This is a genomic window from Paraciimarium castrense LEGE 11436 (assembly GCF_056633055.1).
The window spans coordinates 1-23,788 of sequence record NZ_JBSJOW010000008.1 but is presented as its reverse complement, the minus strand read 5'-3'; the positions used below and the strand labels follow the sequence as shown (position 1 = coordinate 23,788).

19 protein-coding genes are annotated in these 23,788 nt (G+C 67.4%); 17 read left to right on the top strand and 2 right to left on the bottom strand.

Annotated features, from left to right (window positions below):
- Nucleotides 1-3 precede the first annotated feature (3 nt).
- From ACWJIO_RS12175 to ACWJIO_RS12120, 12 genes are all read left to right on the top strand, one after another.
- Nucleotides 4-1,200, top strand: coding sequence for a quinone-dependent dihydroorotate dehydrogenase (locus ACWJIO_RS12175; protein ID WP_480313750.1), 1,197 nt, complete (start codon nt 4-6; stop codon nt 1,198-1,200).
- 51 nt (nt 1,201-1,251) lie between these two features.
- Nucleotides 1,252-2,142, top strand: coding sequence for a type IV pilus biogenesis protein PilM (locus ACWJIO_RS12170; protein ID WP_480313748.1), 891 nt, complete (start codon nt 1,252-1,254; stop codon nt 2,140-2,142).
- Nucleotides 2,139-2,846 (top strand): PilN domain-containing protein, encoded by a 708-nt coding sequence (locus ACWJIO_RS12165; protein WP_480313746.1) that lies wholly within the window; start codon nt 2,139-2,141, stop codon nt 2,844-2,846. Before ACWJIO_RS12170 ends, ACWJIO_RS12165 begins: the two co-directional genes overlap by 4 nt.
- Nucleotides 2,843-3,649 carry a hypothetical protein gene (locus ACWJIO_RS12160; protein ID WP_480313744.1) on the top strand — a complete coding sequence of 269 codons (807 nt, stop codon included), beginning with the start codon at nt 2,843-2,845 and terminating at the stop codon, nt 3,647-3,649. Before ACWJIO_RS12165 ends, ACWJIO_RS12160 begins: the two co-directional genes overlap by 4 nt.
- Nucleotides 3,650-3,907: 258 nt before the next feature.
- Nucleotides 3,908-6,394 (top strand): type II secretion system protein GspD, encoded by a 2,487-nt coding sequence (locus ACWJIO_RS12155; RefSeq protein WP_480313742.1) that lies wholly within the window; start codon nt 3,908-3,910, stop codon nt 6,392-6,394.
- Nucleotides 6,395-6,550: 156 nt separating this feature from the next.
- Nucleotides 6,551-7,381: a DUF4115 domain-containing protein gene (locus tag ACWJIO_RS12150; protein ID WP_480313740.1), complete on the top strand. Its 831-nt coding sequence runs from the start codon at nt 6,551-6,553 to the stop codon at nt 7,379-7,381.
- 89 nt (nt 7,382-7,470) lie between these two features.
- Nucleotides 7,471-9,651 carry a hypothetical protein gene (locus ACWJIO_RS12145; protein ID WP_480313738.1) on the top strand — a complete coding sequence of 727 codons (2,181 nt, stop codon included), beginning with the start codon at nt 7,471-7,473 and terminating at the stop codon, nt 9,649-9,651.
- Between the two features lie 49 nt (nt 9,652-9,700).
- Nucleotides 9,701-11,080 (top strand): nucleotide sugar dehydrogenase, encoded by a 1,380-nt coding sequence (locus ACWJIO_RS12140; RefSeq protein WP_480313736.1) that lies wholly within the window; start codon nt 9,701-9,703, stop codon nt 11,078-11,080.
- A gap of 4 nt (nt 11,081-11,084) precedes the next feature.
- Nucleotides 11,085-12,038 carry a UDP-glucuronic acid decarboxylase family protein gene (locus ACWJIO_RS12135; RefSeq protein WP_480313734.1) on the top strand — a complete coding sequence of 318 codons (954 nt, stop codon included), beginning with the start codon at nt 11,085-11,087 and terminating at the stop codon, nt 12,036-12,038.
- Nucleotides 12,035-13,114, top strand: a complete 1,080-nt coding sequence (locus ACWJIO_RS12130) for an NAD-dependent epimerase (protein ID WP_480313732.1) — start codon at nt 12,035-12,037, stop codon at nt 13,112-13,114. The genes ACWJIO_RS12135 and ACWJIO_RS12130 overlap by 4 nt, the downstream gene beginning before the upstream one ends.
- A gap of 7 nt (nt 13,115-13,121) precedes the next feature.
- Nucleotides 13,122-14,405 (top strand): histidine--tRNA ligase, encoded by a 1,284-nt coding sequence (gene hisS, locus ACWJIO_RS12125; RefSeq protein ID WP_480313730.1) that lies wholly within the window; start codon nt 13,122-13,124, stop codon nt 14,403-14,405.
- Nucleotides 14,406-14,497: 92 nt separating this feature from the next.
- Entirely contained in the window at nt 14,498-15,328 is an 831-nt protein-coding gene (locus tag ACWJIO_RS12120) for an LpxI family protein (protein ID WP_186697462.1), read from the top strand.
- Nucleotides 15,329-15,370: 42 nt separating this feature from the next.
- On the opposite strand, the gene hisB is transcribed toward ACWJIO_RS12120, so the two are convergent.
- Entirely contained in the window at nt 15,371-16,018 is a 648-nt protein-coding gene (gene hisB / locus ACWJIO_RS12115) for an imidazoleglycerol-phosphate dehydratase HisB (protein WP_480313728.1), read from the bottom strand.
- 86 nt (nt 16,019-16,104) lie between these two features.
- On the opposite strand from hisB, the gene ACWJIO_RS12110 reads away from it, so the two are divergent.
- Nucleotides 16,105-16,725, top strand: a complete 621-nt coding sequence (locus ACWJIO_RS12110; RefSeq protein WP_480313726.1) for a carbonic anhydrase — start codon at nt 16,105-16,107, stop codon at nt 16,723-16,725.
- Between the two features lie 12 nt (nt 16,726-16,737).
- Here the strand turns inward: ACWJIO_RS12110 and fabI are convergent, their stop codons facing one another.
- A complete protein-coding gene (fabI, locus tag ACWJIO_RS12105) occupies nt 16,738-17,520 on the bottom strand; it encodes an enoyl-ACP reductase FabI (protein ID WP_480313724.1) in 783 nt (260 codons plus the stop codon).
- Nucleotides 17,521-17,784: 264 nt separating this feature from the next.
- On the opposite strand from fabI, the gene ACWJIO_RS12100 reads away from it, so the two are divergent.
- The 4 genes from ACWJIO_RS12100 (at nt 17,785) to ACWJIO_RS12085 (ending at nt 23,575) form a co-directional block, all read left to right on the top strand.
- Nucleotides 17,785-19,512, top strand: a complete 1,728-nt coding sequence (locus tag ACWJIO_RS12100; protein WP_480313722.1) for a thiamine pyrophosphate-binding protein — start codon at nt 17,785-17,787, stop codon at nt 19,510-19,512.
- Nucleotides 19,509-21,335 (top strand): AMP-binding protein, encoded by a 1,827-nt coding sequence (locus ACWJIO_RS12095; RefSeq protein WP_480313720.1) that lies wholly within the window; start codon nt 19,509-19,511, stop codon nt 21,333-21,335. The genes ACWJIO_RS12100 and ACWJIO_RS12095 overlap by 4 nt, the downstream gene beginning before the upstream one ends.
- A complete protein-coding gene (locus ACWJIO_RS12090; protein ID WP_480313718.1) occupies nt 21,328-22,713 on the top strand; it encodes a condensation domain-containing protein in 1,386 nt (461 codons plus the stop codon). Before ACWJIO_RS12095 ends, ACWJIO_RS12090 begins: the two co-directional genes overlap by 8 nt.
- 73 nt (nt 22,714-22,786) lie before the next feature.
- The gene (locus ACWJIO_RS12085; protein ID WP_480313716.1) at nt 22,787-23,575 is read left to right on the top strand and encodes an isocitrate lyase/PEP mutase family protein; all 789 of its coding nucleotides are present in this window, start codon (nt 22,787-22,789) and stop codon (nt 23,573-23,575) included.
- The last annotated feature ends 213 nt before the right edge of the window (nt 23,576-23,788 follow it).

The following is a 23,788-nucleotide window of genomic DNA, read 5'->3' as shown; positions in this document are numbered from 1 at the left end:
GTGATGGGAGATGGTGAGCAACTGAGCACCAAGGGCGGCGAGAGCGCCACCGGGGCGCTGTACGACCGCTTCGTGGCCCCCCTGCTCTGCCGCGATGGCGGGGCCGATGCCGAACAGCTCAGCCGTCTCACCCTGACGACCCTGGCCCAGGCCTCGTTGCGGCGTCGCTGGCCTCTGGTGAGCGGGGCCCTGGCCGGCCTCGGCCAGGAGCTGCGCCGACCCGACCCACGCCTGGAGCAGACTCTGTTTGGCTGCCGCTTCCGCAACCCGCTCGGACTGGCGGCGGGATTCGACAAGGACGCCGTGGCGGCGGCGATCTGGCACCAGTTCGGCTTCGGCTTCGCCGAGCTGGGCACGATCACCTGGAACGCCCAGCCCGGTAACCCCCGTCCCCGCCTGTTTCGGCTGGCTGAGGAGCGGGCTGCCCTCAACCGCATGGGCTTCAACAACCAGGGCGCTGCCGCAGCGCTGCGCACCCTGGAACGCCAGCGGCTGCCCGCCCCAGGCCAGCGCCCCGCGGTGCTGGGCATCAACCTGGGCAAGTCGAAGCTCACTCCCCTGGAGCAGGCCCCGGACGACTACGCCGCCTCCCTGGAGCTGCTGGCGCCCCAGGCCGACTACGCCGTGATCAACGTGAGCTCGCCCAACACGCCAGGGCTGCGTGATCTTCAGGACGAAGTGCTGTTGCGCCGGCTGGTGGAGCGGCTGCGACGCTTGCCCGCCTGTCCGCCGCTGCTGGTGAAGATCGCTCCCGACCTCGAGGACGACGCCATCGACGCCATTGCCCGCATGGCCTACGAGGAGGGTCTGGCAGGGGTGATTGCAGTGAACACCAGCCTCAACCGCCTGGGACTGGAGCAGCGGCGCCTGGTCCAGACGGGGCGCAGCCTGGCGGAGGAGGCGGGGGGGCTCAGCGGCGCTCCTTTGCGACGGCGTGCCCTGGAAGTGCTGCGCCGGCTCAGGGCCACGGCTGGACCTGCCCTGCCGCTGATCGGTGTGGGGGGGATCGACTCCCCCGAGGCCGCCTGGGAACGGATCTCCGCAGGGGCCTCCCTGGTTCAGCTCTACACCGGCTGGATCTATGGGGGGCCGGCTCTGGTGCCCAGGATTCTGGAAGGCCTGAGTCACCAGCTCGAGTGCCACCGCCTGGCCCACCTGGGCCAGGCGGTGGGGGCTGGCCTTCCCTGGAGATCGTTCTGATTCGCTACACCCAGTTGGGGCAAGATGGACTAATTTCCTAGCCATCCAAGGGTGGTTGACGTGGTGCTCGCCGGGATCAAAGAGCGCTGGCGCCCGCTGCGGTCCGAGCTGTTGCCCAGGATTGTGCTGCTCGACTTCACTGATCCTCAGCTGCTGGTGGGGCAGGGGTTCCGCAACGGCAAGCCCAGGACACCGATCTGGAGCGCCGTGGTTCCGGCCCGCACCCTGCGCGACGGCATGCCCATTGCCGCCGATGCCCTCGGCGACTTTGTGGGAGACCTGTTGCTTGAGCACCAGGCTCCCGATGCCAGCCTGGTGGTGGCCCTACCCCGCCAGGCCTGTGAGTGGCGCCTGATCACGTGGCCCGGTGGCGTCTGCCCGGAGGACCCCATCGAGACCCTGCGCGAGCTCAATCCCGACCTGAGGCTCCCCTACCCGCTGGGCGCGGCCAGTATCGATGTGCAACCGGTGCCTGGTCGGGCGGGAAGCGCGGTGGTGGTGGCCGCGCCGAGAACCACGGTGGAGGCCTGGATCGACCTGTTCGCCATCGCTGGCTCCAGCCTGCGCCACCTGCTGCCTTCCCAGGCCTGCCAGATGCTGGCCCTGCGCGAGGATCTCGACGCCATGGTCCCCGGGGAGCTGCTCGGCGTGCTGCAGCCCACAAGCACCGAATGCCTGCTGGACCTATGGCTCGATGGGGCCCCCCACTTCCAACGACGGCTCCCCCTCGACCCCCCGCAGCTGGTGTCTGCCCTGCAGCGGAGTCTGCAGTTCTGCCGCGATCAGTTCGGCACCACCAGCACCCGTCTGCTGCTGAGCGACCAGCTGGATGGCTCCGTCGCCGTGGAGCAGGAGACAGGCCTCGAACTGGAAACAGTGGATCGGGGCGGTTTCGGCACCCTGGTGCTGGCGGGCTTGGCTGCAGCGGAGCTGGCGCGATGAGCGGTGCCCCCTTCGATTTGCTGCGCGACAAGCGCGAGGAGCTGGGTCTCCCGGAACCGGCCCTGGCCCGCCAGTCCGATCGCCAAACCATGTTCAAGGGTGCGGCGATCGGTGCCGGCCTCATCGGGCTGCTGGTGGGCCTCACCGGCTTGACCATGCTGCGGGGTCTGTTCGTGCAGGCGGAGATCGACCGGCTGGTCAAGGTGGAGGCGGAGGAGCAGCAGCTCCAGGGCAAGCTCACGGCCAGCGCCCAAGGCCTCCAGACGCTGGAGCAGATCAACGCGGGCCTGGTCAAGGGATTGATCGGAACCCGCTCCTCCTCAGCTCTGATGCGGGATCTGCAGCGGCGGGTGCCGCAGGGGATTCAGCTCACCGATGCCCTCCAGCAGAGTGACCAACAGCAGATGCTGCTCAAGGGGCTGGCCAGCGATCCGGAGGCCTTCGTTCGGATCAACGCCCTCCAGCTGGTGCTCGAACGTTCCCCCCTGGTCGATGCTGAAAAGGGGGTGACCCTGGTCAAGGCGTCCCGTGACCGGGCCGAGAGCAACCGCAACCGGGTGTCACCAGCGGTGGAATTCGAGCTGCGCTTTGCGTTCCGGGAGCCGATCCCCGCGGCGGCGGAAAAGGTCGTTCTCGAAGAACTGGGCGCCGAGGGCCTCGCCCGCCGTCTCGACCTGCTCCAGAAGGAGGGACTGCTGCCATGACCAATCTCCAGGCCCCCCAGGTCCCAGAAGAGCAGATCCTGCGCCAGCGCCTTCTGCTGGGCGTTCCGATCGGCGTGGGCGTGCTGATCGCCGCGGCGCTCACTGCAGGCTTGCTGGTGCCCCAGGTGTTGCGCCTGCGGGCCGATTCCCAGCGGCTCGCCGATCTGGAGGCCCTGGAACAGAGGATCCCCCTGCTGCGCCGCCAGCTCGATCAGACCGCGTTGGACAAAGACAAGGCCGAGGGGCAACAACGCAAGATCCTCGCCCTGATTCAGGGCAGTGGCGAGTTCCTCACGTTTCTGAGTCAGATCGACCGCGAGGCCATCCGCAATGGCGTGCAGCTCGAACTCTTTGAGCCGGTGGCGGCCAAGCCCGCAGCCCCCCCGGAAGACCAGGCGCGAGGGGAGCAGGCCCCAACCCCGCAGACGCCGCTTGAACAGGCCGGGTTGACTGCCGAGCAGGTGCTGCTCAGCGCCAGGGGAAGCTATCCACGGTTGCTGGGCTTTCTGCGGGCTGTTGAGAAGCTCAGCCTGCTGGCGATTCCCAGTGACTTCAAGATGGTTCTGGTCAACCCTACGGCAGCCACGCAAACCACCCAGCAGAGCCGCCCTCCAGCCGGAACACCCGTGGTGCCAGAGTTGAAGCTGTTGCTCACCTACTACAAGGTGCCCGAAGGTGGCCTGAAGCCCCAGCCGCCCGCCGCTGCCTCCGGCGCCCCTGAAGCGGCTCCGGCTCCGAATGCTGCTCCGCCGGCTCCGAATGCTGCTCCGCCTCCTCCTCCAACGCAGCCAGGGGCTGAGTAGCCGGGCCGTTGGTCCGTCACTGATGGCGTGAATTCATCGATGCCATTGTCCACCGCTGGTCTTCCTTGAAGTCAGCGGTGGTCAGTGCGAGTTGTGTTGAAGTCGAACTCAAGGCGTAAATATTCAATCCTGAGCGGTTTCAGAGCAACAAAACTCGTTGAGGGTGGTGAGATCGAAGCGTGGGCCCGCCAAGTTTCAACGAGCAGATTGGCGCCCTGAATGCGCTTAAGATCGTGCCATTGCGAATTGGCTCGGGAGATGGTGGTGCTGCGCAGTCAGCGTTCGGGGCTTGTCGCTGGAAGGCATAGCTGGGCCTTGGCACTCGTTGCTGGCTGTCTTTCGCCTTTGCTGTTTCAGTCTGCGGTGGGCTCGGCCCCGAGGGTGCCATCGGCGGGCAGCACTCCCCCAGCCGAGCAGGTCACCGGTGCGGTTCAGCTCAAGGTGCGGCGCCTGCCGGACATGGTGGAGCTGGTGATCGAGGGCACCGGCATCTCGCCTCAGTTGCAGCAGAGTTCCGATGGCCCGGGCTGGCAGGGTCGGCTGTTCGTCGCTGAACCTTCGGCTTTGATGGTGGGGCCCCAGCGCCTGTCGCTGCCGGAAGTGGGATTCCAGAGCATCAGCTTTGATGGCGGCGGCACCACGTTTTCGATCAGCGTCACTCCCATGCCCGGGGTCACCCTGGGCCGGCCTGTGGTGAGTGCCGATGGGCGCGCTCTGATTCTCTCCTTCCCCTCGCCGGTGCCCCAGGCCTCCCTGCAGGTCAACAGTTTCAACCTGGCCAGCCCTGGAGCCGTGCCCTTGCCCACCTATGCGCCGCCGCTGCAACCGCGCGCCGTGGCTCCTCCCCTTGGCGACATGGCCGTGGGCACCATGACCCTGCGCAATCCAGGCTTCGTCAATGTCTCCGGTCCACCGGTGACCATGACCCTCAAGAACGCACCGGCCCGCGATGCGCTGATGGCCCTGGCCAGCCTGGGGGGCTATGGCTTTGCCTATGTCGATGAGCAGCCCGCCGGGGCAGTGCCCAGTGGGCTGCCGCTCAACCAGAACAATCGGCCCCTCTCGATAGCTTTCCGGGGCGAATCCTATGCCCGTGCCCTCAATACCACCCTGCTGGCCGCGGGGCTGCAGGGGAAGCTTGAGGGCAACATGATCCTGGCTGGCCCGAATGCCCTCTCCAAGAGCTTTGGGGCACAAGTTTCAAAAGTGTATCGGCTCAACCAGGTGGGCCCGAATGCCGCTGCGGATTATCTGGCCAACCTGGGGGCCACGGTCACCAAGACCAACACCGTCACCACTTCGGTCACCCAGGGAGTGACCCAGGCCGATGCGATCTCATCGGCCCCCAACGCCCAGACCACCCAGGCAAGCACCATCACCACAGTGGAGGCCTTTGGCGCCACCACTGGCCCCCTCATCGGCCTGCGGGCCACGACGGACACCCGGCTCGGCACGATCACCATGGTGGGTGATCCATCCGTGGTGGCGATCGGTGAGCAATACCTCAGACAGCTGGATCTCAGGCAACGGCAGGTGGCCTTGAATGTGAGAATTCTTGATGTCAATCTCGAAAATGATGCTTCCATCGATAATTCTTTCGCATTCCGATTTGGCAATAATTTCATTGTCAACGACAATGGCCAGCTACTGGGGGCTTTTGGCCGCTTTCTGCCCCCCGGGGAGGCGGACTTCAATCAAACTGAGACCCTTACCCGCAGCTCCTCAAACACTCTTGAGGTCACGCGGGGGCTGGGTCGGGACCTCACCAACAGCCAGCTGAGGGAGGTCAACCGTGCGCTCTCGAGCGAAACTGGCTCGCGCCTGGTGGAGCGGGATGGGCAGTTCATCGTAGAGCCGATCAACAATTCCACCAACCTCAGCTCTGACTCACTTCAACGAAGCGTCGACAGGGTGCTCTCCCGTACATTGGGGCGCAATGTGGAAACCTCCAATCTCTCTTCTTCAAATTTTACGGGCAGCAGGAGAGTGAACCCTGGCTCCAACTATCCTGCCGATACGTTCTTTGATTTTGTACGAGCCCAGATTGTTTCGGGTTCCACCAAGCTGTTGGCCAGCCCCACCCTGATCCTTCAGGAGAATCCTTCCCTGCTCAGGGACGGCAATGAAACTTTCAGTGGCACGAGTGCCAACGATGTGCAGCAAGGTATTCGCGAATTTGGCGTGGACTCACCAATTGGCCGTCGTCGGGCCAATGAAGGTGTGGTGAGGGTCGGCACCAATGTGGTGACCAGCTACGAGACGGAAACTCCGGCCCAGGGTGGCAACGTGGTGTGCACGCCGGAGCTGGCGACTGCAGGCTTGGTGCTGGGAGCAAGAGTAGAGAAAATCGATGACAATGGTTTCATCACGTTTGTACTGTCACCGAGCGTTTCTGCCGTGACGGCTCGTGAGCCGGCTCCGCAGGGATGCGGCTCTGATCTCAATATTCTCAGCATTCGGAGTCTCGATACTGGCGCCTTACGGGTTCGCGATGGCCAGACACTCATTCTCACTGGTGTGATTTCTGACTTTGATCGCTCGGTGGTCAGTAAGTGGCCAATCCTTGGGGATATTCCGTTGATTGGTCAGTTTTTCCGCAGCACTGGTAATCAAAAAGAAAAGCGTGAACTCGTGATTATGGTCACGCCACGAGTCATCAATGACGATACGGGTGGCACGTTCGGCTATGGCTACCAGCCAGGCACTCGCCAAGGTCGTGAATTCCTCGGTAATGGAGGCTTCTGATGGCTAGCACCGGGCTCCCGCGGAGGCGTTCCCTGCGGGGTGACCCTTGCTCCCACCTCTGAAGGTGCATCTGCTGTGGCGTTCCCCCCCTCAACCGAACCATCCAGTTACCAATCGGATGATGGAGATGATGCTGTACAGCTTCTGGAGCAGGAGTTGGAGCGCGCTAAGGCTGAACTGGCTGACTATCAGGCCCTGATCAACGAGATTCCCTCGATTTACGAGACGAAGTTTCGCCAGCAGGTGCACGTTGTGGCCCTGGAAATACGCCGGCTGCTGGAAGAACGGCGCATGCTGCAGCAGCAGCTGCCCACCGCTGGACCTCCCCTGCATGAGAGCCCAGCCCTGCCTGCGGGGGGGCCTGCGCCAGAGCCCGAGGCAGCTCCGGAGCTGGCCCTGGCCAGGCCCCGGTGGCCGCTCTCCAGACAGCTGCCGCCGAGGCGCCTGCGGCGGTGGCGGCTCGGGCTGCGACGACGTTGGCACTCCGCGGCCCGGCGCCTGGCCCAGCACCGACGCCTGCCGCTGCTCACGGTCGCAACGGCGACGGCCGTTGCCCTGCTGGTGGTGGGCGTTGAAGCCCTGGGGCGCTGGGGTCAGGTCGCCCGTGAGCCGCGCGGGCCCCGTGAGGGCGCGTTGTTACCCAGGCCACCGATCAAGGCGGAGGCACCACCCACCGTGGCGGCCCCCTCGGAAGCTCCGTTGCCCGGGAAGCAGCATCTGCAGTTGAGGGCCGAGGGCCCGTGCTGGGTGGAGGTGGAAACCGTCAATGGACGTGTTGTTCTCTCCGAACTGCTGAACAAGGGCGCTCAGCGCAGTCTCGCCCTGGGGAGTGGCCTGCGGGTGCGGGCTGGCCGCCCGGATCTGCTGAAGGTGGCGCTGAACGGGGACGACTTCCGGGCTCTCGCGGCGATCAACAACCTCGGCTGGAAGAGCTTTCAGCCAGCCGAGGCCGATTCGGCCCCATCAAGCCCGACGGATGGACGCTAGCGCGATGTCAATCTTCAGGGTCTCGTCATGAACCTTCCAGAGCAAGCCTGTAGCCATTGATTAGAGTTGAGCCCTGAGTCTCAGCTCCTATGGCCATCACCCTCTCTGGTCCCAGTGTCATTGCGGAGGGCAGCCGGAGCGCGCCTTTCAAGGTGTCACTTGTGGACATAGGCTTGCCAGTTGGCGAGAGTCTCACCTTTACCCTGGACACTGAGGGAATCACGGCCACAGAAGGGTTCGTGGTCAGTGAGGCCTTCCCTAGGGGCATTGACTTTTCAGCTCTCCTTGACAGTGACATCTCGGCCGGCTCCGGTATTGACCTGGCGGTGGTAGCCGCTGTAGGCGGTGCCCTCAGCGTCACGGTGTCCAACACCAGCGAAGAAGTGATCGCGGCAGGCGCGGAGCTTGTGAGTTTTGCCATCCGCACAGGGGCGGATTCCATCGCAGAACCCGGAGAAACCTTCCGGCTCACCCTGGCCAGCGCCGCAGAACCTGTGGCGCCGACCGGTACGATTGTCGCCACCATTGTAAATCGGGCTGGCGTCATCAGTCAGTCTATCGATCCCAGCGAATGGCTCGAGCTCAGTGGGGATAATCTCACCTATGAGGGCATTGCCGGCACTGAACTGCGTGCGATCACTGTAGAAACTGGTGATCAGGCCAATGATGTGCAACTTGTTGATGCTGTGGCCTTCGCCACGCTGGACACTGGTGGAGGCGATGATCGTGTCTCTGTCCTTGTGGAACCGGTCAGGGATGGTCTTGGCCCCTTCGTGCAGTTTGGTCATGCGGCCTACCAGGCCACGATTCGTACTGGCGCAGGCGATGATATCGTCAACATGCAGTCTGCCGATAATGTGCAATTTGTCAGGGAGTCTCCCCAGGCGTCGCCAGGTTATGTCCTACCCGATTACTATCAGTCCGTCGTAGATCTGGGCACAGGAGATGACTATGTCTATGCTTTCCTGCCCTTTCAGAGTGAATTCTTGGGCGGCGATGGTGTTGATACTGCTTTCCTCTACGGAACCTTTAGGGATTGGTCTTTTGAGGTTGTGGATGCGAATGGCGGCGGTCTGGATCTCACCAGCTCCAACGATGCCCAGGATTACACCGTGTGGTCTGTCGGTGAAAATATCAGCAGCACAGCAAGGCTGAATGTGATCAGGGGCATGGAGTTCCTGCAATTCAACGACATCCTTCTGGATGTGCGCGAATCCATTTCCCTCAGCGGTCCAGCCAGCGTGGTGGAAGGGGCCTCCTCGGCCTACACGGTGCGGCTGGCTGGCAACGGGCTGGAGCGGGGCCAGTCGGTGGCGTTCACGCTCCGCCTCAGCGGCATCACGGCCACACCAGGCGCTGACTTTGGTGCCCTGCTGGCCTCCAGTTTCAGCGCCGGCCCAGGCGTGAAGCTCGATCTGCTGCCGAATACGGAGCGGGGCAACGCCGCCCCCGGTACCTTCACAGTCGTGGCCACGGCCAATCAGACCCGTTCCCCCAATGCCGTCGTCGCCACGGTGACGCTGCCCAGCGTGGACGATGCAGCGGTCGAAGCCAGCGAGAGCTTTTCCCTCAGCCTTGGTGGCTTCATCACAGCGACGGCCGTGACCACAACGATCACGGACAACGATGTGGCACCACCGGTCCAGCCGCCCGTCCCGCCACCGGGCCAGTCCCCGCCCCCAGGAGAGAGCGACCCCCTCCCCACGACGGCTCCGCTGGAGATCAGCCTCAGCGGCCGAGGCAGTGTGCGCGAGGGCAGAACCACCAAGGGCTACAGCGTGAGGCTTGGCAACAGTGCTCTGGCCGCCGGCGATTCCGTCACCTTTCAGCTTCGCTCCCAGGGCCAGTCAGCCCGCTCTGGCAGAGACTTTGACCCGCTCACAGCGCGGCGGCTCCGCGCCGGCGCCGGACTGCGGTTGGGCCCGCTCACGTCTCGCCCCGATGGGTTGATCGAGGTGACCGCCACCAACATCAGTGGCCGGGTCCAGGGCAATGGCACCACGCTGGCCAGTTTCCGCATCAGGACCCGGCAGGACCGCCGGCGGGAGGGCAGGGAGACGTTCCGGGTGGATCTCAGCAGCGACAGCGCCCGGATCGGCAGGTCGCGGACGGTCACGACCATCCGCGACGACGACCGCCGCCCAGGCGGCAGGTCGGGGACGCCGTCGCCCGCCGTGCCCAACTCGCCCTCGCGCGGGCCGGCGCGCTTGCCGCGCGGCACCTTCGGCGACAATTTCGTGTTTGGCCCGGGTGGCTTCGGCGAGCTCTGAGCATCCTGAATCGCCTGGCGTAGCGTCAGCCGATTCGAGGCGGATTCCCTTGGCAGCACAGCTACCCCGTCGCATCTGCTGCATCGGCGCGGGCTACGTGGGCGGGCCCACCATGGCCGTGATCGCTGATCGCTGTCCGCAGCTCGACGTCACCGTCGTTGACCTCAACGCCGAGCGCATCGCCCTCTGGAACCATGCCGACCTCAGCCGCCTGCCGGTCTATGAGCCGGGCCTCGACGCCGTGGTGGCCCGCTGCCGCGGCCGCAACCTCCACTTCAGCACCGCCGTGGAGGAGGCCATCGCCGCCGCCGACATGGTCTTTCTCTCGGTCAACACCCCCACCAAGACCAGGGGCCTGGGCGCCGGCCAGGCCAGTGACCTCAAGTGGATCGAGGCCAGTGCCCGCACCGTGGCCAAGGCGGCCCGCGGCCACACGATCGTGGTGGAGAAGAGCACCCTGCCGGTGCGCACCGCCGAGGCCGTCAAGGCGATCCTCGGCTGCGCTGAGCCCGGCCAGAGCTTTGCGGTGCTCTCCAACCCCGAATTCCTTGCCGAGGGCACGGCCGTGGCCGATCTCGAGGCCCCCGATCGGGTGCTGATCGGCGGTGAGGATCCTGAAGCGATCGAGGCCCTCGCCGCCATCTACGCCCACTGGGTGCCCCAGGAGCGCATCCTGCGCACCAACATCTGGAGCAGCGAACTCGGCAAGCTGGCCGCCAATGCCTTCCTGGCCCAGCGGGTGAGCTCGATCAACAGCATCGCCGCCTTCTGTGAGGCCAGCGGAGCTGATGTCAACGAGGTGGCCCGTGCCATCGGCAGCGACAGCCGCATCGGACCCAAGTTCCTCAAGGCCGGCCCGGGCTTTGGCGGCAGCTGCTTCCAGAAGGACATCCTCAACCTGGTATACCTCTGCCGCCACTACGGCCTCGAGCCGGTGGCCAGCTACTGGGAGCAGGTGGTGAGCCTCAACACCTGGCAGCAGCACCGCATCGCCCGCCTGGTGGTGCAACGCCTGTTCGGCACCGTCACCGGCAAGCGCCTGGTGCTGCTCGGTTTTGCCTTCAAGGCCGACACCAACGACACCCGTGCCTCCCCCGCCATCCAGATCGCCCGCGACCTGATCGAGGAGGGTGCCCAGCTGCAGATCCTCGATCCCAAGGTGAGCCCCGCCCAGATCGAGGCCGACCTCGGCCAGCCCCCCGGCGATGGGGAGGCCAGCTGGGCGCCCTGTGCCTCCCTGGAGCAGGGCGCCACTGGAGCCGACGCCGTGCTGCTGCTCACCGAATGGCAGCAGTTCAGCCGGATCGACTGGGCCGCCACCGCTGCCGTGATGCGCAGACCTGCCTGGCTCTTTGATGCCCGGGGCAGCGCCGATCAGCAGGCCGCCCGCGCCGCCGGGCTCAGCGTCTGGCGCGTGGGGGAGGGCTGAGGCCATGCCGCAGACGCTGCAGCGCAACCTGATCACCGGTGGAGCCGGCTTCGTGGGCTCCCACCTGGTGGATCGGCTGATGAAGGCTGGCGAGGAGGTGATCTGCCTCGACAATTACTTCACGGGCCGCAAGGCCAACATCGCCCAGTGGATCGGCCATCCCCGCTTCGAACTGCTTCGCCACGACGTGACCGAGCCGATCCGCCTGGAGGTGGACCGCATCTGGCACCTGGCCTGCCCGGCCTCGCCCGTGCATTACCAGCACAACCCGATCAAGACGGCCAAGACCAGTTTCCTGGGCACCTACAACATGCTCGGCCTGGCCCGGCGGGTGGGGGCGCGGCTGCTGCTGGCCTCCACCAGCGAGGTGTATGGCGATCCTGAGGTGCATCCCCAGCCCGAGAGTTATCGCGGCTGCGTCAACACGATCGGCCCGCGCAGCTGCTACGACGAGGGCAAGCGGGTGGCCGAGACCCTCTGCTTCGACTACCACCGCATGCACGGCACCGAGATTCGGGTGGCGCGCATCTTCAACACCTACGGGCCGCGCATGCTCCCTGATGACGGGCGGGTGGTGAGCAATTTCATCGTGCAGGCCCTGTGCGGCGAGCCGCTCACCCTCTATGGCGATGGCTCCCAGACGCGCTCGTTCTGTTTTGTGGATGACCTGGTGGAGGGCCTGATCCGCCTGATGAACGGTGCTTCCACCGGGCCGATCAACCTGGGCAACCCCGGCGAGTTCACAATTCGGCAGCTGGCCGAACAGGTGCGGGATCGCATCAATCCGGCCCTGGAGCTGATCTGCCTGCCCCTGCCCCAGGATGATCCCCTGCAGCGGCAGCCCGTGATTGATCTGGCCCGGCGAGAGCTGGGCTGGCAGCCCGGTGTGCCCCTTGAGCAGGGCCTCGAGCCCACCATCGCCTGGTTCCGCTCCAGCCTCCCCTCGTCCCCCCGATGACCACGGCTGTTCTGGTGACAGGGTCGGCTGGCTTCGTCGGCGGGGCCCTCTGCGAGCGACTGCTGGCGCGGGGGGAGCAGGTGGTGGGCCTCGACAACCTGAGCCCCTACTACGACCCCGACCTCAAGCGGGCGCGGCTGGCGCGGTTGGAGCCCTTTGCCGCCTCGGGCGCCTGGCGCTTCGTGGAGGGGGCCATTGAGGAGGCCTCCCTGCTGAGCGCCCTGTTCGAGCGGGAGCGCTTTGACCGGGTGGTGCATCTGGCCGCCCAGGCCGGCGTGCGCCACTCGATCACCAACCCGGCGGCCTACATCCAGAGCAATCTGCTGGGCTTCTCCCAGGTGCTGGAGGCCTGCCGAGCGCAGCAGGTGGCCCACCTGGTGTATGCCTCCAGCAGCTCGGTGTATGGCGGCAACACCCAGCTTCCCTTCACGGAATCCCAGCCGGTGAACCACCCGGTGAGTCTCTACGCCGCCACCAAGAAGGCCAATGAACTGATGGCCCACAGCTACAGCCATCTCTACGGACTGCCGGCCACGGGGTTGCGCCTGTTCACGGTCTATGGCCCCTGGGGACGGCCGGACATGGCGCCGATGCTCTTCGCCAGGGCGATCCTGGCCGGCGAGCCGATCCGGGTGTTCAACCACGGCGCCATGTGGCGCGACTTCACCTACATCGACGACATCGTGGAGGGGCTGGTGCGTTGCCTTGATCAACCCGCCACCGCCAACCCGGAGTTCGATCCGGCCGCTCCCGATCCCGCCACCAGCTGGGCGCCGCACCGCCTGTTCAACCTGGGCAACAGTGCGCCGGTGGAGCTGCTGCGCTTCATTCAGGTGCTGGAGGCGGCCCTGGGCCGCCGGGCCGTGCTCGATCTCCAGCCCATGCAGCCTGGCGATGTGAAGGCCACAGCGGCCGACACCTCCCGGTTGCAGGCCTGGGTGGGGTTCGAGCCCTCCACCAGCCTGGAGCAGGGAGTGGAGCGTTTCGCCCGCTGGTATCTGGACTATCACGGCTCAGCGCGGGTCCAGAACCCTGCAGCGCGGCTTCGCCAGGCAGACTCGGTTCCCTTCGCCTGAATCGGGATTGGCTTCGCTGCAGAGTCTGCGCGGCATGGTGGACCTCTTGCCTGGGGCCACGGCCCTCTGGCAGCACGTGGAAGGCCGGGCCGCGGAGCACTTCCGCCGCGCCGCCATCCAGGAGATCCGCACGCCGCTGCTGGAGGTGACGGAGCTGTTTGCCCGTGGCATCGGTGAGGCCACCGACGTGGTGGGTAAGGAGATGTACTCCTTCGTCGACCGGGGCGAGCGCAGCTGCACGCTGCGGCCGGAGGGCACGGCGTCGGTGGTGCGTGCGGTGCTGCAGCACGGGTTGCTCAGCCAGGGGCCCCAGCGGCTCTGGTATGGCGGACCGATGTTCCGCTACGAGCGCCCCCAGGCCGGCCGCCAGCGCCAGTTCCATCAGATCGGCCTGGAGCTGCTCGGCTTTGCCGAACCCCGCGCCGATGTGGAGGCCATCGCCGTGGCGTGGGATCTGCTGGCCGATCTGGGGGTGGGCGGCCTGGCGCTCGAACTCAACAGCCTGGGCAGCCCGGAAGACCGCGCCGGCTACCGCCAGCAGCTGGTGGCCTGGCTGGAGCAGCGCCGCTCCCAGCTCGACCCCGAGGCCCAGGCCCGCCTCCAGACCAACCCCCTGCGGGTGCTGGATTCCAAGCACCCCGACACCCAGGCCCTGCTGGCCGAGGCACCCAGCCTGCTGGAGAGCCTCTGTGGGGCCAGCCGCGAGCGCTTCGAGGCGGTGCAGGCCGGCCTGGCGGCGCTGGCCATCCCGGTGCAGCTCAATCCCCGCCTGGTGCGGGGCCTCGACTACTACAGCCACACGGCCTTCGAGATCACCAGCGATCAGCTCGGGGCCCAGGCCACCGTCTGCGGCGGCGGTCGCTACGACGGCCTGGTGCAGCAGCTGGGCGGCCCCGCCACGCCGGCCATCGGCTGGGCCATGGGGATGGAGCGGCTGGTGCTGCTGCTCAGCCGCTCCGCCACCGCGGGCCTGCCCAGCCAGCCGCCACCGGATCTCTACGTGGTGAGCCGCGGCGCTGAGGCCGAGGCCCAGGCCCTGCCGCTGGCGCGGCTCTGCCGCCGGGCCGGGCTGGTGGTGGAGATCGATCCCAGCGGAGCCGCCTTTGCCAAGCAGTTCAAGCGGGCCGATCGCTCCGGCGCTGCCTGGGCTGCCGTGATCGGCGAGGACGAGGCCAGTGCCGGCGTGGTGCTGCTGCGCGAGCTGCGCCCCAGCGGGGCGGAGGGCTCCCCTGCCGCCAGCGCCGATCAGCGGCTCAGCCCCGAGCAAGTCGCGGCGCGGCTGGCCCGATGACGACTGAGGACGTGTCCACTCCAGGCCGTCAGTGACCACGTGCTGGCAGTTGACTGCCGCCAACCACGACTGGACTGTGACCGCCGGCCTAGATGGGTGACTCGACCCTCGCGATCATTGCCGGTGCCGGCGTGCTGCCCAGGATGCTCTCGCAGGCCCTGAGGGCGTCTGGGCGGCCTCACCTGGTCTGCCGGCCCCATGGCCTGGAGGTGGAGCTGGAGGACGCTGAGGAGTTCTACTTCGAGCGCTCCATCTCCTTTTTCCGCTCGCTCGAGAAGCGCGGCATCCGCCAGGTGGTGATGGTGGGCAAGTTCCACCGGCCCCGGGCCCTCAACATCATGCGTTTCGAGGGCTCCACCCTGATGGCGGCGCCCCGCATCCTGGCCTCGCTGCGCAAGGGCGACGACGCCTCCCTGCGTTCCCTGGCGGAGATCATCGAGGAGCTCGGGCTGGAGGTGGTGGGTGTGGAGGACGTGGCGCCCAAGCTGTTGCCCGAGCCCGGCGTCTACGCCAGCCGCCTGCCCACAGAGATGGACCGGGCCGATGTGGAGCGCGCCGCCCAGATCGTGGAGGCGATCTCGATGGTGGACGTGGGCCAGGGCGCCGTGGTGGCGGGGGGGCTCTGCCTGGCCACCGAAGCCCTGCCCGGCACCGACGCCATGCTCGAGTGGGTGGCCAGCAGCCGGGCCCTGCCACCTGAGGCGCCCCGTTCCGGCGTGCTCTACAAGGCCCCGAAGCTCCAGCAGGACCGCCGCATGGACCTGCCCGCCATCGGCCCCACCACGGTGGCGAAGGCCGCAGCAGCAGGCCTTTCCGGCATCGCCTGGGAGGCCCGCGGCGCCCTGCTGCTCGATGCCGAGCGCACCATGGCCGATGCCGAGCGCCTGGGGCTCTTCCTGTGGGCGCGCCAGCAGATCCGCTGACACTTTGAGGCTGGATCGGCCCAGGCGCCGGTCCGACCTGCTTCAGGCCGCGCCAGCCCGCTCCAGCACTCCCTTGCTGCTGGGGATGGCGCCAGCGCGGCGCGGGTCGATCTCCGTGGCCAGCCGCAGGGCCCGGGCGAAGGCCTTGAAGCAGGCCTCCACGATGTGGTGCGAGTTCGAGCCCGCCAGCTGGCGGATGTGCAGGGTGAGGCCGGAGTTGTTCACCACCGCCACGAAGAACTCCTTCACCAGTTCGGTGTCATAGCTGCCGATCCGCTGGGCCGGGATCTCCAGGCCATAGCTGAGGTGGGGCCGGCCGGAGCAGTCGAGGGCCACCTGCACGAGGGCCTCGTCGAGGGGTGCCACGAAGTGGCCGAAGCGGTGGATGCCGCGCCGGTCGCCCAGGGCCTGGGCCAGGGCCTGGCCCACGGCGATGCCCACGTCCTCGTTGGTGTGGTGGTCATCGATGTGGGTGTCACCCACGGCGCTGATCTCCAGATCGAGCAGGCCATGGCTGGCCAGCTGGTGCAGCATGTGGTCGAGGAAGGGCACGCCGGTGCCCACCTGGCAGCGGCCGCTGCCATCGAGGCCCAGCTGCACGCGCACGTCGGTTTCGCCGGTGAGCCGGTGCACGGTGCCGCTGCGGCCGCCGCCGGGGCCGTCGTGGTTGAGGTCCGGAAGGGAGGACACGGGCCAAAGGGGCGGGACTGTACCAATCATGCCGAAGTTGACGGCCGCTATCCGTCCACAATCACGCCCACCGCTGCGGCCGCCGCTTGACCAACTCTCCCCAGGCGGTGCTCGCCGAGCTGCGCGCGGGCCATCGGCGCTTTCTGGAGGGTGAATCGCTCCATCCCCACAGCAGCCGCGAGCGCATGCTGGAGGTGGAATCGGGTCAGCACCCCACCGCCGCGGTGCTGGGCTGCGCCGACTCGCGGGTGCCGGTGGAGCTGCTGTTCGACACCGGATTCGGCGACCTGTTCGTGGTGCGCAACGCCGGCACCCTCTCCACCTCCGCCGCGATCGCCTCGCTGGAGTACGCCGTGGCCCATCTGGGCGTGCCGGTGATCGTGGTGCTGGGCCATGAACGCTGCGGCGCCGTGGAGGCGGCCCTGAACCCGGCGCTCACGCTCACGCCGAGCCTGGCCCAGCTGGTGGGCCAGCTGCGCATGGAGCTGATCAACCTCGGCGGCCACCACGACCTTGATCAGGCCTCCCGCCACCACACCCTCAATGCCGCCCGCAACCTGGTGGATTCCAGCGTGCTGCTCACCGACCTGCTGCGCGCCGGGCGGCTCAGCGTGGAAGCGGCCTTCTACAACCTGCACACCACCACGATCGACTGGATGGGGGCGGTGATGCCGATGCGCACGGAGCAGTTCATCAGCACCCCCTGAAGGGGCGGGTGCTCACATGCCGGTGATGCAGTAGCCGGCGTCCACGTAGAGCACCTGGCCGGTGATGCCCGAGGCCAGGGGGCTGGCCAGGAAGGCGGCGGTGGCGCCCACTTCGTCCTGCGTCACGGTGCGCTTGAGCGGGGCCTTCTCCTCCACGTTGTGGATCATCTCGAGGATGCCGCCGATGGCGGAGCTGGCCAGGGTGCGGATCGGCCCGGCGCTGATGGCGTTGACGCGCACCTGCTGCTCGGGACCCAGCTCGGCGGCCAGGTAGCGCACCGAGGCCTCCAGGGCCGCCTTGGCCACGCCCATCACGTTGTAGTTGGGGATGGCGCGCTCGGCGCCCAGGTAGCTGAGGGTGATCACGCTGGCCCCCTGGCTGAACAGGGGCTTGGCGTGGCGGCAGAGGGGGGCCAGGGAGTAGGCGCTCACCTCCAGGGCCCGGGCGAAGCCCTCGGGGCTGATGGCGGAGTAGTCGCCCACCAGCTCCTCCTTGCCGGCGAAGGCCAGGCAGTGGATCAGCACGTCGATCTGCCCCCACTGCCGCTTCACCTGCTCGAACACCGCTGCGATCTGGGCGGGGTCCTGCACGTTCAGGGGCTCGAACAGGCTGGGGTTCAGCGGCGCCGTGAGCTCGCGCACCTTGGCCTCGAAGCGGCCCTTCTCATCCGGCAGGTAGGTGACCCCCAGCTCACAGCCAGCGGCAGCGAGCTGCTGGGCAATGCCCCAGGCGATCGAGCGGTTGTTGGCGATGCCGGTGACCAGGGCCTTCTTGCCGCGCAGATCGAGGAGCATGGGGGGGAGGAGCGGAAACGGTCGTGGGGCCGGTGGTGCGGGGTGAGACCCTGCGGCCATCTGGGCCTTCGGCTGATTCTCCCCCAAGGGGGTGGACTGCTCCGGCTGAGGGCAAAGTCCCAGGGACGGCGTTTTGACCGCCAGGTTGATCTGGGCCATGATTGATTGACCGCCACCCGCTACCAGCACCCCACTTCCCGGCCACTCCGCAGGGCAGCGGCGTTGCTGACTGAATGGGCCCTGGATGGTGCCACGACCTTGCTGATGGATCCTGCCCCCGCCGAAGCCGCCCAGCGCCGGGAGACGGTGGACAGAATCGACCTCCTGCAGGCCCTTCAGCAGCGCGGACCCGCCCTGCTGAGTGGCAGCGAGCTGGTGGCGAGCAGTCTCGCCGCACTGGACTTCCGCTGGATCGCAGGTGTCGGTGGCACTCCCGTGCACGACATCTTCCGGGCCTGTGCCGACAGGGGCCTGCGGGTGCTCGGCACCCGCACCCAGGCAGGGGCCACCTTGATGACAGCTGCTGCCGCCTTTGTGGCGGGATCCCAGCAGGGGGCAGTGGTGCTCTCCAGTGGGCCGGCGGTGACCAATGCCATCACCGGCATACTGGTGGCCCGCGATAACGCTTGGCCCCTCCTCGTTCTGGGTGGCCGCAGTGCGGTACGAGACGGCCAGAACGGGCATTTCCAGCAGCTGGACGGTGCCCGGTTGATGGAACCGATCGCCAAGTGGGCGGCCTGCGCCAAGACGCCGGATGACATCCCCCGGCTGCTGCGCGAGGCCGTGCGGATTGCCCGTAGTGGCAGGCCAGGACCTGTCTACATCGACCTGCCGGCCGACGTGCTGGCCGCAAAGACCCTGGATCCAGGGCCTGTGCAGCCGCTACACATTGAGCCCGCTCCGCCGGGCGATCAGCTTGTGGAGCGGCTGGCGCAGCGCCTGCGGGCCGCTCGCCATCCCTTGCTGGTGCTGGGCGATGGGCTGCGCTGGCGGCTCGACCTTGCCCGGGTTGGCCCTTGGCTGGAGCGCCTGGGCCTACCGGTGGTGGCCCTGCCCTTGATGCGTGGCGTGCTGGCGGAGAGTCACCCCCGGGCCGTTGAGGGCCCCAGGGCGCGCGCCATGGCTCTGGCGCAGGCCGACCTCGTGGTGCTGTTCGGTGCTGACCTCGACTGGCGCCTGCGCTTCGGCGCCGAGATCAATCCCGGCGCTGCCGTGATTCTCGTGGATGACACGCCCGGTCCTGCCCAGGGGGCTGTGCGGGGCATGGAGCGGGTGAACGCCGACCCTGGGCTGCTGCTCAACCGCCTCTCCCAACTCCTTCACTCCCCTGCCAACCGAATGGCCCGGCCGGCCGGGAACCATCTCAGCGCGCCCCCCGCTGCCGCAGAGCCGCCCACCCCATCGGGCCCTGCATCGCCTCCTGCCGTGCCTGGGCCCCTCTCGATCCCTGCTGTGTTTGAGGTCATCCGGGCCGTGATGCCCCCGGAGGTCTTCCTGGTGATGGATGGCAAGATCACCCTGCAGGCGGCCCAGCGCTTTCTTCCCCGGGAGCTGCCGTTTCTGCACCTCGATCCAGGCTGGAACGGCTGCATGGGCACCGGCGTGCCCTTTGCCATGGCCGCCCGGCTCCACCACCCCAGCCGGCCCGTGCTGCTGGTGACGGGCGACTTCGCCTTCGGTTTGGCGGCTATCGAGCTGGAGACGGCCGTGCGCCATCACCTGCCCTTCGTGGTGCTGGTCGTCAACAACGACGGTGCCAACGGGTCGTTGAGTCAGCTGGGCAAACTCCCTCCCCGGCACCCGGAACGGGTGCATGTCTTCCAGCCAGCCCTCAGCTACGAGCAGCTGGCCAGCAGCCTGGGGTTCAGCGGTTGCCGGGCCGGCACCTCGGAGGAGCTGCGCCGCGCTCTTGCCGCGGGATTGGCTGGCTCAGAGCCCCTGCTCATCAATACGCTTGTCGATTCAGCCTCCACTGCAGCGGACGCAGCATGAGCACGTTTTCACCCCCACTGCAGCAGCCCGCTCCCCAGACGCTGCTGCAACTTCTCGGGGCGGTGGAGCGAGGCGATGGTGCCGATCCCGTGCTGCTGGATGGCTCCGGGGCCGGCCTCGACCGGGTCGGTCTCGCTTCGGCCGCGGCCGCAGTGGGTGCCCTGCTGCAGTCAGCAGGGATCGGCCGTGAACACCGGGTGGCCCTGGCGCTGGCGCCCGGCCCCCAGGCCGCAGCCGCTCTGCTGGCAACGATGACCCAGGCTATTGCGGCTCCCCTCAACCCCCAGGCTCCTGAAGCTGCCCATCGGGCCGACCTCCGGCGCCTCGGGGTGAGCCTGGTGCTCACCGATCCACAGCCTCCCCCAGCCCTGCTCGCGGCGGCTGAGGCTGAGGGACTGGCCCTGCGCAGGCTCCCCCCCCTCGGGGCCAGCGACGCAGCAGCCCCTGCGGCTCAGGGTTGCTTCACGCCGCCAGAACCCTCCGATCTGGCCCTGCTGCTGCAGACCTCCGGCACCACCTCCACCCCGAAGCTCGTTCCCCTCTCCCATGGGAATCTGCTCAGCTCCGCCGCTCACGTGGCCGCAGTGCTGGAGCTGACCCCAGCAGACCGCAGCCTGGCGCTGATGCCGCTGTTCCACATCCACGGCATCGTGGCCAGTCTTCTGGCACCGCTGCTCTCGGGAGGCAGCGTGATCTGCAGCGAGCCGCTTGCCGCCCCAGAGCTGCTCGAGCTGCTGCGCCGCTCCGAGGCCACCTGGGTGTCGGCCGTGCCCACCCTCCTGCAGGGGCTGATCCGGGCCTGCGGCCCTGAAACCGGCGCCCCGCCTGCCCCGGCCCTCCGCTTCATCCGCTCCAGTTCAGCGCCGCTGGCGCCGGCGCTGGCCCAGCGGCTGGAAACGGTGTTCGGCGTGCCGGTGATCGAGGCCTACGGCATGACCGAGGCGGCCCACCAGATCTGCAGCAACCGCCTGCCGCCCGGCCGGAGGGTGGGCGGCAGTGTGGGCAGTGCGGCTGGACCTCAGCTGGCCGTGCTCGGGTCTGAGCACCAACCCCTGCCGGCCGGGGAATTGGGCGAGGTGGCGATCCGCGGCGCCAACGTGACGACGGGCTATCTCGCGGCGGCGGGCGATGGCTGGGTCGCGAGCCCGGATGGGGGCCGCTGGTTCCTCACAGGAGACGAGGGTTCACTCGATCAAGAGGGAGTGCTGCGGCTCACGGGACGCCTCAAGGAGATGATCAACCGCGGCGGCGAGAAGGTGATTCCCCGGCAGGTCGATGAGGCTCTGCTGAACCACCCCACCGTGGAGCAGGCTGTGTGCTTCGCCTTGCCCCATCCCAGCCTCGGGGAGGACGTGGCTGCCGCGGTTGTGCTGGCTTCCGGTGCAAGCGCGACTGAGGACGACCTGCGCAGCCACTGCTTTGCCCGTCTGGCCCCCTATCAGGTACCCAGTCGAATCCTGTGCGTGGAGGCGCTGCCGAAAGGGGCCACCGGCAAGTTGCAGCGCATCGGCCTGGCCGAGCGCCTGAGCCACCTGCTGGTTGTTGCGGCGGAGCCGCTGGAGGGTGAAGTGGAGGAGCTGGTGGGGGAGATCTTTGCCGCCGTGCTGGGGGGCCCTCTGCCCTCGCGATCCAGCAACTTCTTCGCTCTGGGCGGGGATTCTCTCACTGGTCAGCAGGTGATCTCCCGGCTCAACAGCCAGATCCCGCTCGATCTGCCAGCCACCCTGTTGTTCCGCTACCCCACCCCGAGGATGCTGGCGGCCGAACTGGACATGCGCATCGACCAAGCCCTCGCTGCCCTGGACGGGGGCCTCAGTGCCTGAGCCCTCCCGGCTTGGGCGCCTGCGGCAACTGGCCAGCGATCCTTTCCCGCCCGCCCGTTCGCTCGGTTCCCCAGCTCCCCACAAGCTGCCGGCTTTCGCGGCCTCCACGTCCCAGTTGCGCTTCTGGCGCCTCGAGCAGCACGCTGACGGCGCAGCCTGCGCGATTGCCGATGCCCTCCACCTGCGCGGAGAGCTGCAGCCGGGAGCACTGGCCTGGGCGCTCGATCGCCTGATCGAGCGCCATGAGCCGCTGCGCACCTCCTTTCAGCCGGGCGGGGAGGACCTGCTGCAGGTGGTGCATCCAGCTCAGGGGGTGGATCTGCAGCTGGAAGCGCTGCCGGAGCACCAGGGTCCAGGAGCGGTGAGGGCGCGGCTGCAGCAGGAGCTCGAGCGGCCCTTCGATCTGGCCAAGGGGCCGCTGCTGCGCGGCCTGCTGCTCCAGGGCCGGCAATGCGACCACGTGCTGTTGCTCGTCTTGCACTACTGCGCCTTCGACGGCTGGTCGCGGACCGTGCTCTACCGCGACCTGGCCGTCCTGTATGCGGCCGCTGTGGACGGGGCAGCCAGTCCCCTGGAGGCGTTGCCGCTCCGTTACGTCGACTTCGCCAGCTGGGAACGGCGCAGCCTCGGTTCAGCGGATCGCCGCGTTCTGCTCAGCTCCTGGAGCGCTGCCCTGGATCAGTTGCCGCCCGTGGTGCTGCCGACCGACCGGCCGGCCGTGCAGTCGCCGAGCTATCGAGGCCGCTGCAGCTACTACGAGCTGGACGCCAGCCTTGCAGCTGCCCTGGAGACGCTCTGCCGCAGCGCCGCCGCCACCCTCTGCATGGGGCTTCTCGCCCTGGTGGCAGTCCTCCTGCACGGGCGCAGCGGTCAGGGCGACATCGGTATCGGCGTGCCCGTGGCTGCACGCCGCCACCCTTCCCTGGAGCCGCTGATGGGGTCGTTCGTGAATCTTCTGCTCATCCGCATTCGTCTGTCAGGGTCTTACTCCTTTCGTCACTTGCTGGATTGTGTCCGCGCCTCCGTCCTGCAAGCCCTGGATCATCAGGTGCTCCCCTTCGTGATGCTCGAGCAGGCCCTCTGGCCAGCGCAGCCTCCTCATACCTCTGTTCCTGTCGTGGTTCAGCTCATCGACAGGCCCTGGGGGCCTGGCCTGCTGGGGCTTGAGGTCTGCCGACTTCCCTCGCCATCGCAGCGGGCCAGGCATGCCCTGGAGTTCCGATTTCGCCATCTGCCGGATGGTTCCCTGCAGACCAAGATCATCTATGCAACAGATCGCTTCTCCGAGCAAGCCATCCATGAGCTGTTCGAGAGAATGAAGTCGCTTCTTGCTCGCTTGCTTGCGGAGCCTGATTCAGTCTTGAACACCTATGCCTGAACTGCTGCCGATGCAAACAGCGGGAGCTGCGCTACGTGCTCTTCTGGCCTCAAGCGGCGACGCCCCCAAGCCGTTGCGCCCTGTACCTTTCATCGGTATCTACGACCTGTTTAGCGCACGGCTGGCGGCGGCCCGGTTCGATGCGTTGTTCGTGAGTGGGTTTGGTCTGTCGGCCAGCACCTATGGCCTTCCCGATGTGGGCTTCATCGCCTGGAGTGATCTGCTCACCTTCGTGCATCGATTGCGCCACGCCTTTCCCCGGCATCACCTGCTGGTGGACCTGGACGATGGCTTCGGTGACGCCACCATGGCCGCCCATGTGGCCCATGCGGTGGAGCGGGCAGGGGCCTCGGGAATCGTCCTGGAGGATCAGCGCCGCCCCCGGCGCTGCGGGCATCTGGAGGGCAAGGAGATCCTGCCCCTGGCTGAGTATCTGTTGAAGCTCAGAGCGGTGCTGGCTGCCCGTGATCGCCTCGTCGTCGTGGCCCGCACAGACGCCAGCGAGCCCGGCGAGATCCTCAGGCGAGTGACGGCCTTCGAAGCCGAGGGCTGTGACGCTGTGCTCGCCGATGGGATGGAGGATCTCGACCTGCTAGGCGCGATTCGCCGTTCGGTGCGCTGCCCGGTGGTGGTCAACGTGATCGGTGGCGGGCGCACCCCGCCCTGTGACCGCCGAACCCTTGGGCAGCTTGGACTCGACCTGCTGATCTACAGCACCCCGTGCCTGTTTGCTGCCCAGCGGGCCATTGCCCAGCAGCTGGAGAGCCTGGCTGACGACCACCTGCCCTTCTCGGAGAGCCTCAACCATGGAGTGTCCCTGGCGGAGTGCCAGGAGCTGTTCCAGGATGCCTTGTGGCCATGAGCGGCTCCTCCTTCCGATCACGACTGGATCGTCTGGCGGGGGCTGGTTCAACGGCGTCAGCCGCTCCCGGCAGCTCGGCCAACCCCGCGACTCCCGCCTCGCAGCCCCCGGCGACCCCCTGGCCTGCCGGGGCTCACGCCTACCCGGCGTCCTTTGCCCAGAGCCGGCTGTGGTTTCTGCACCAACTGGAGCCGTCACTGACGGCGTACCACA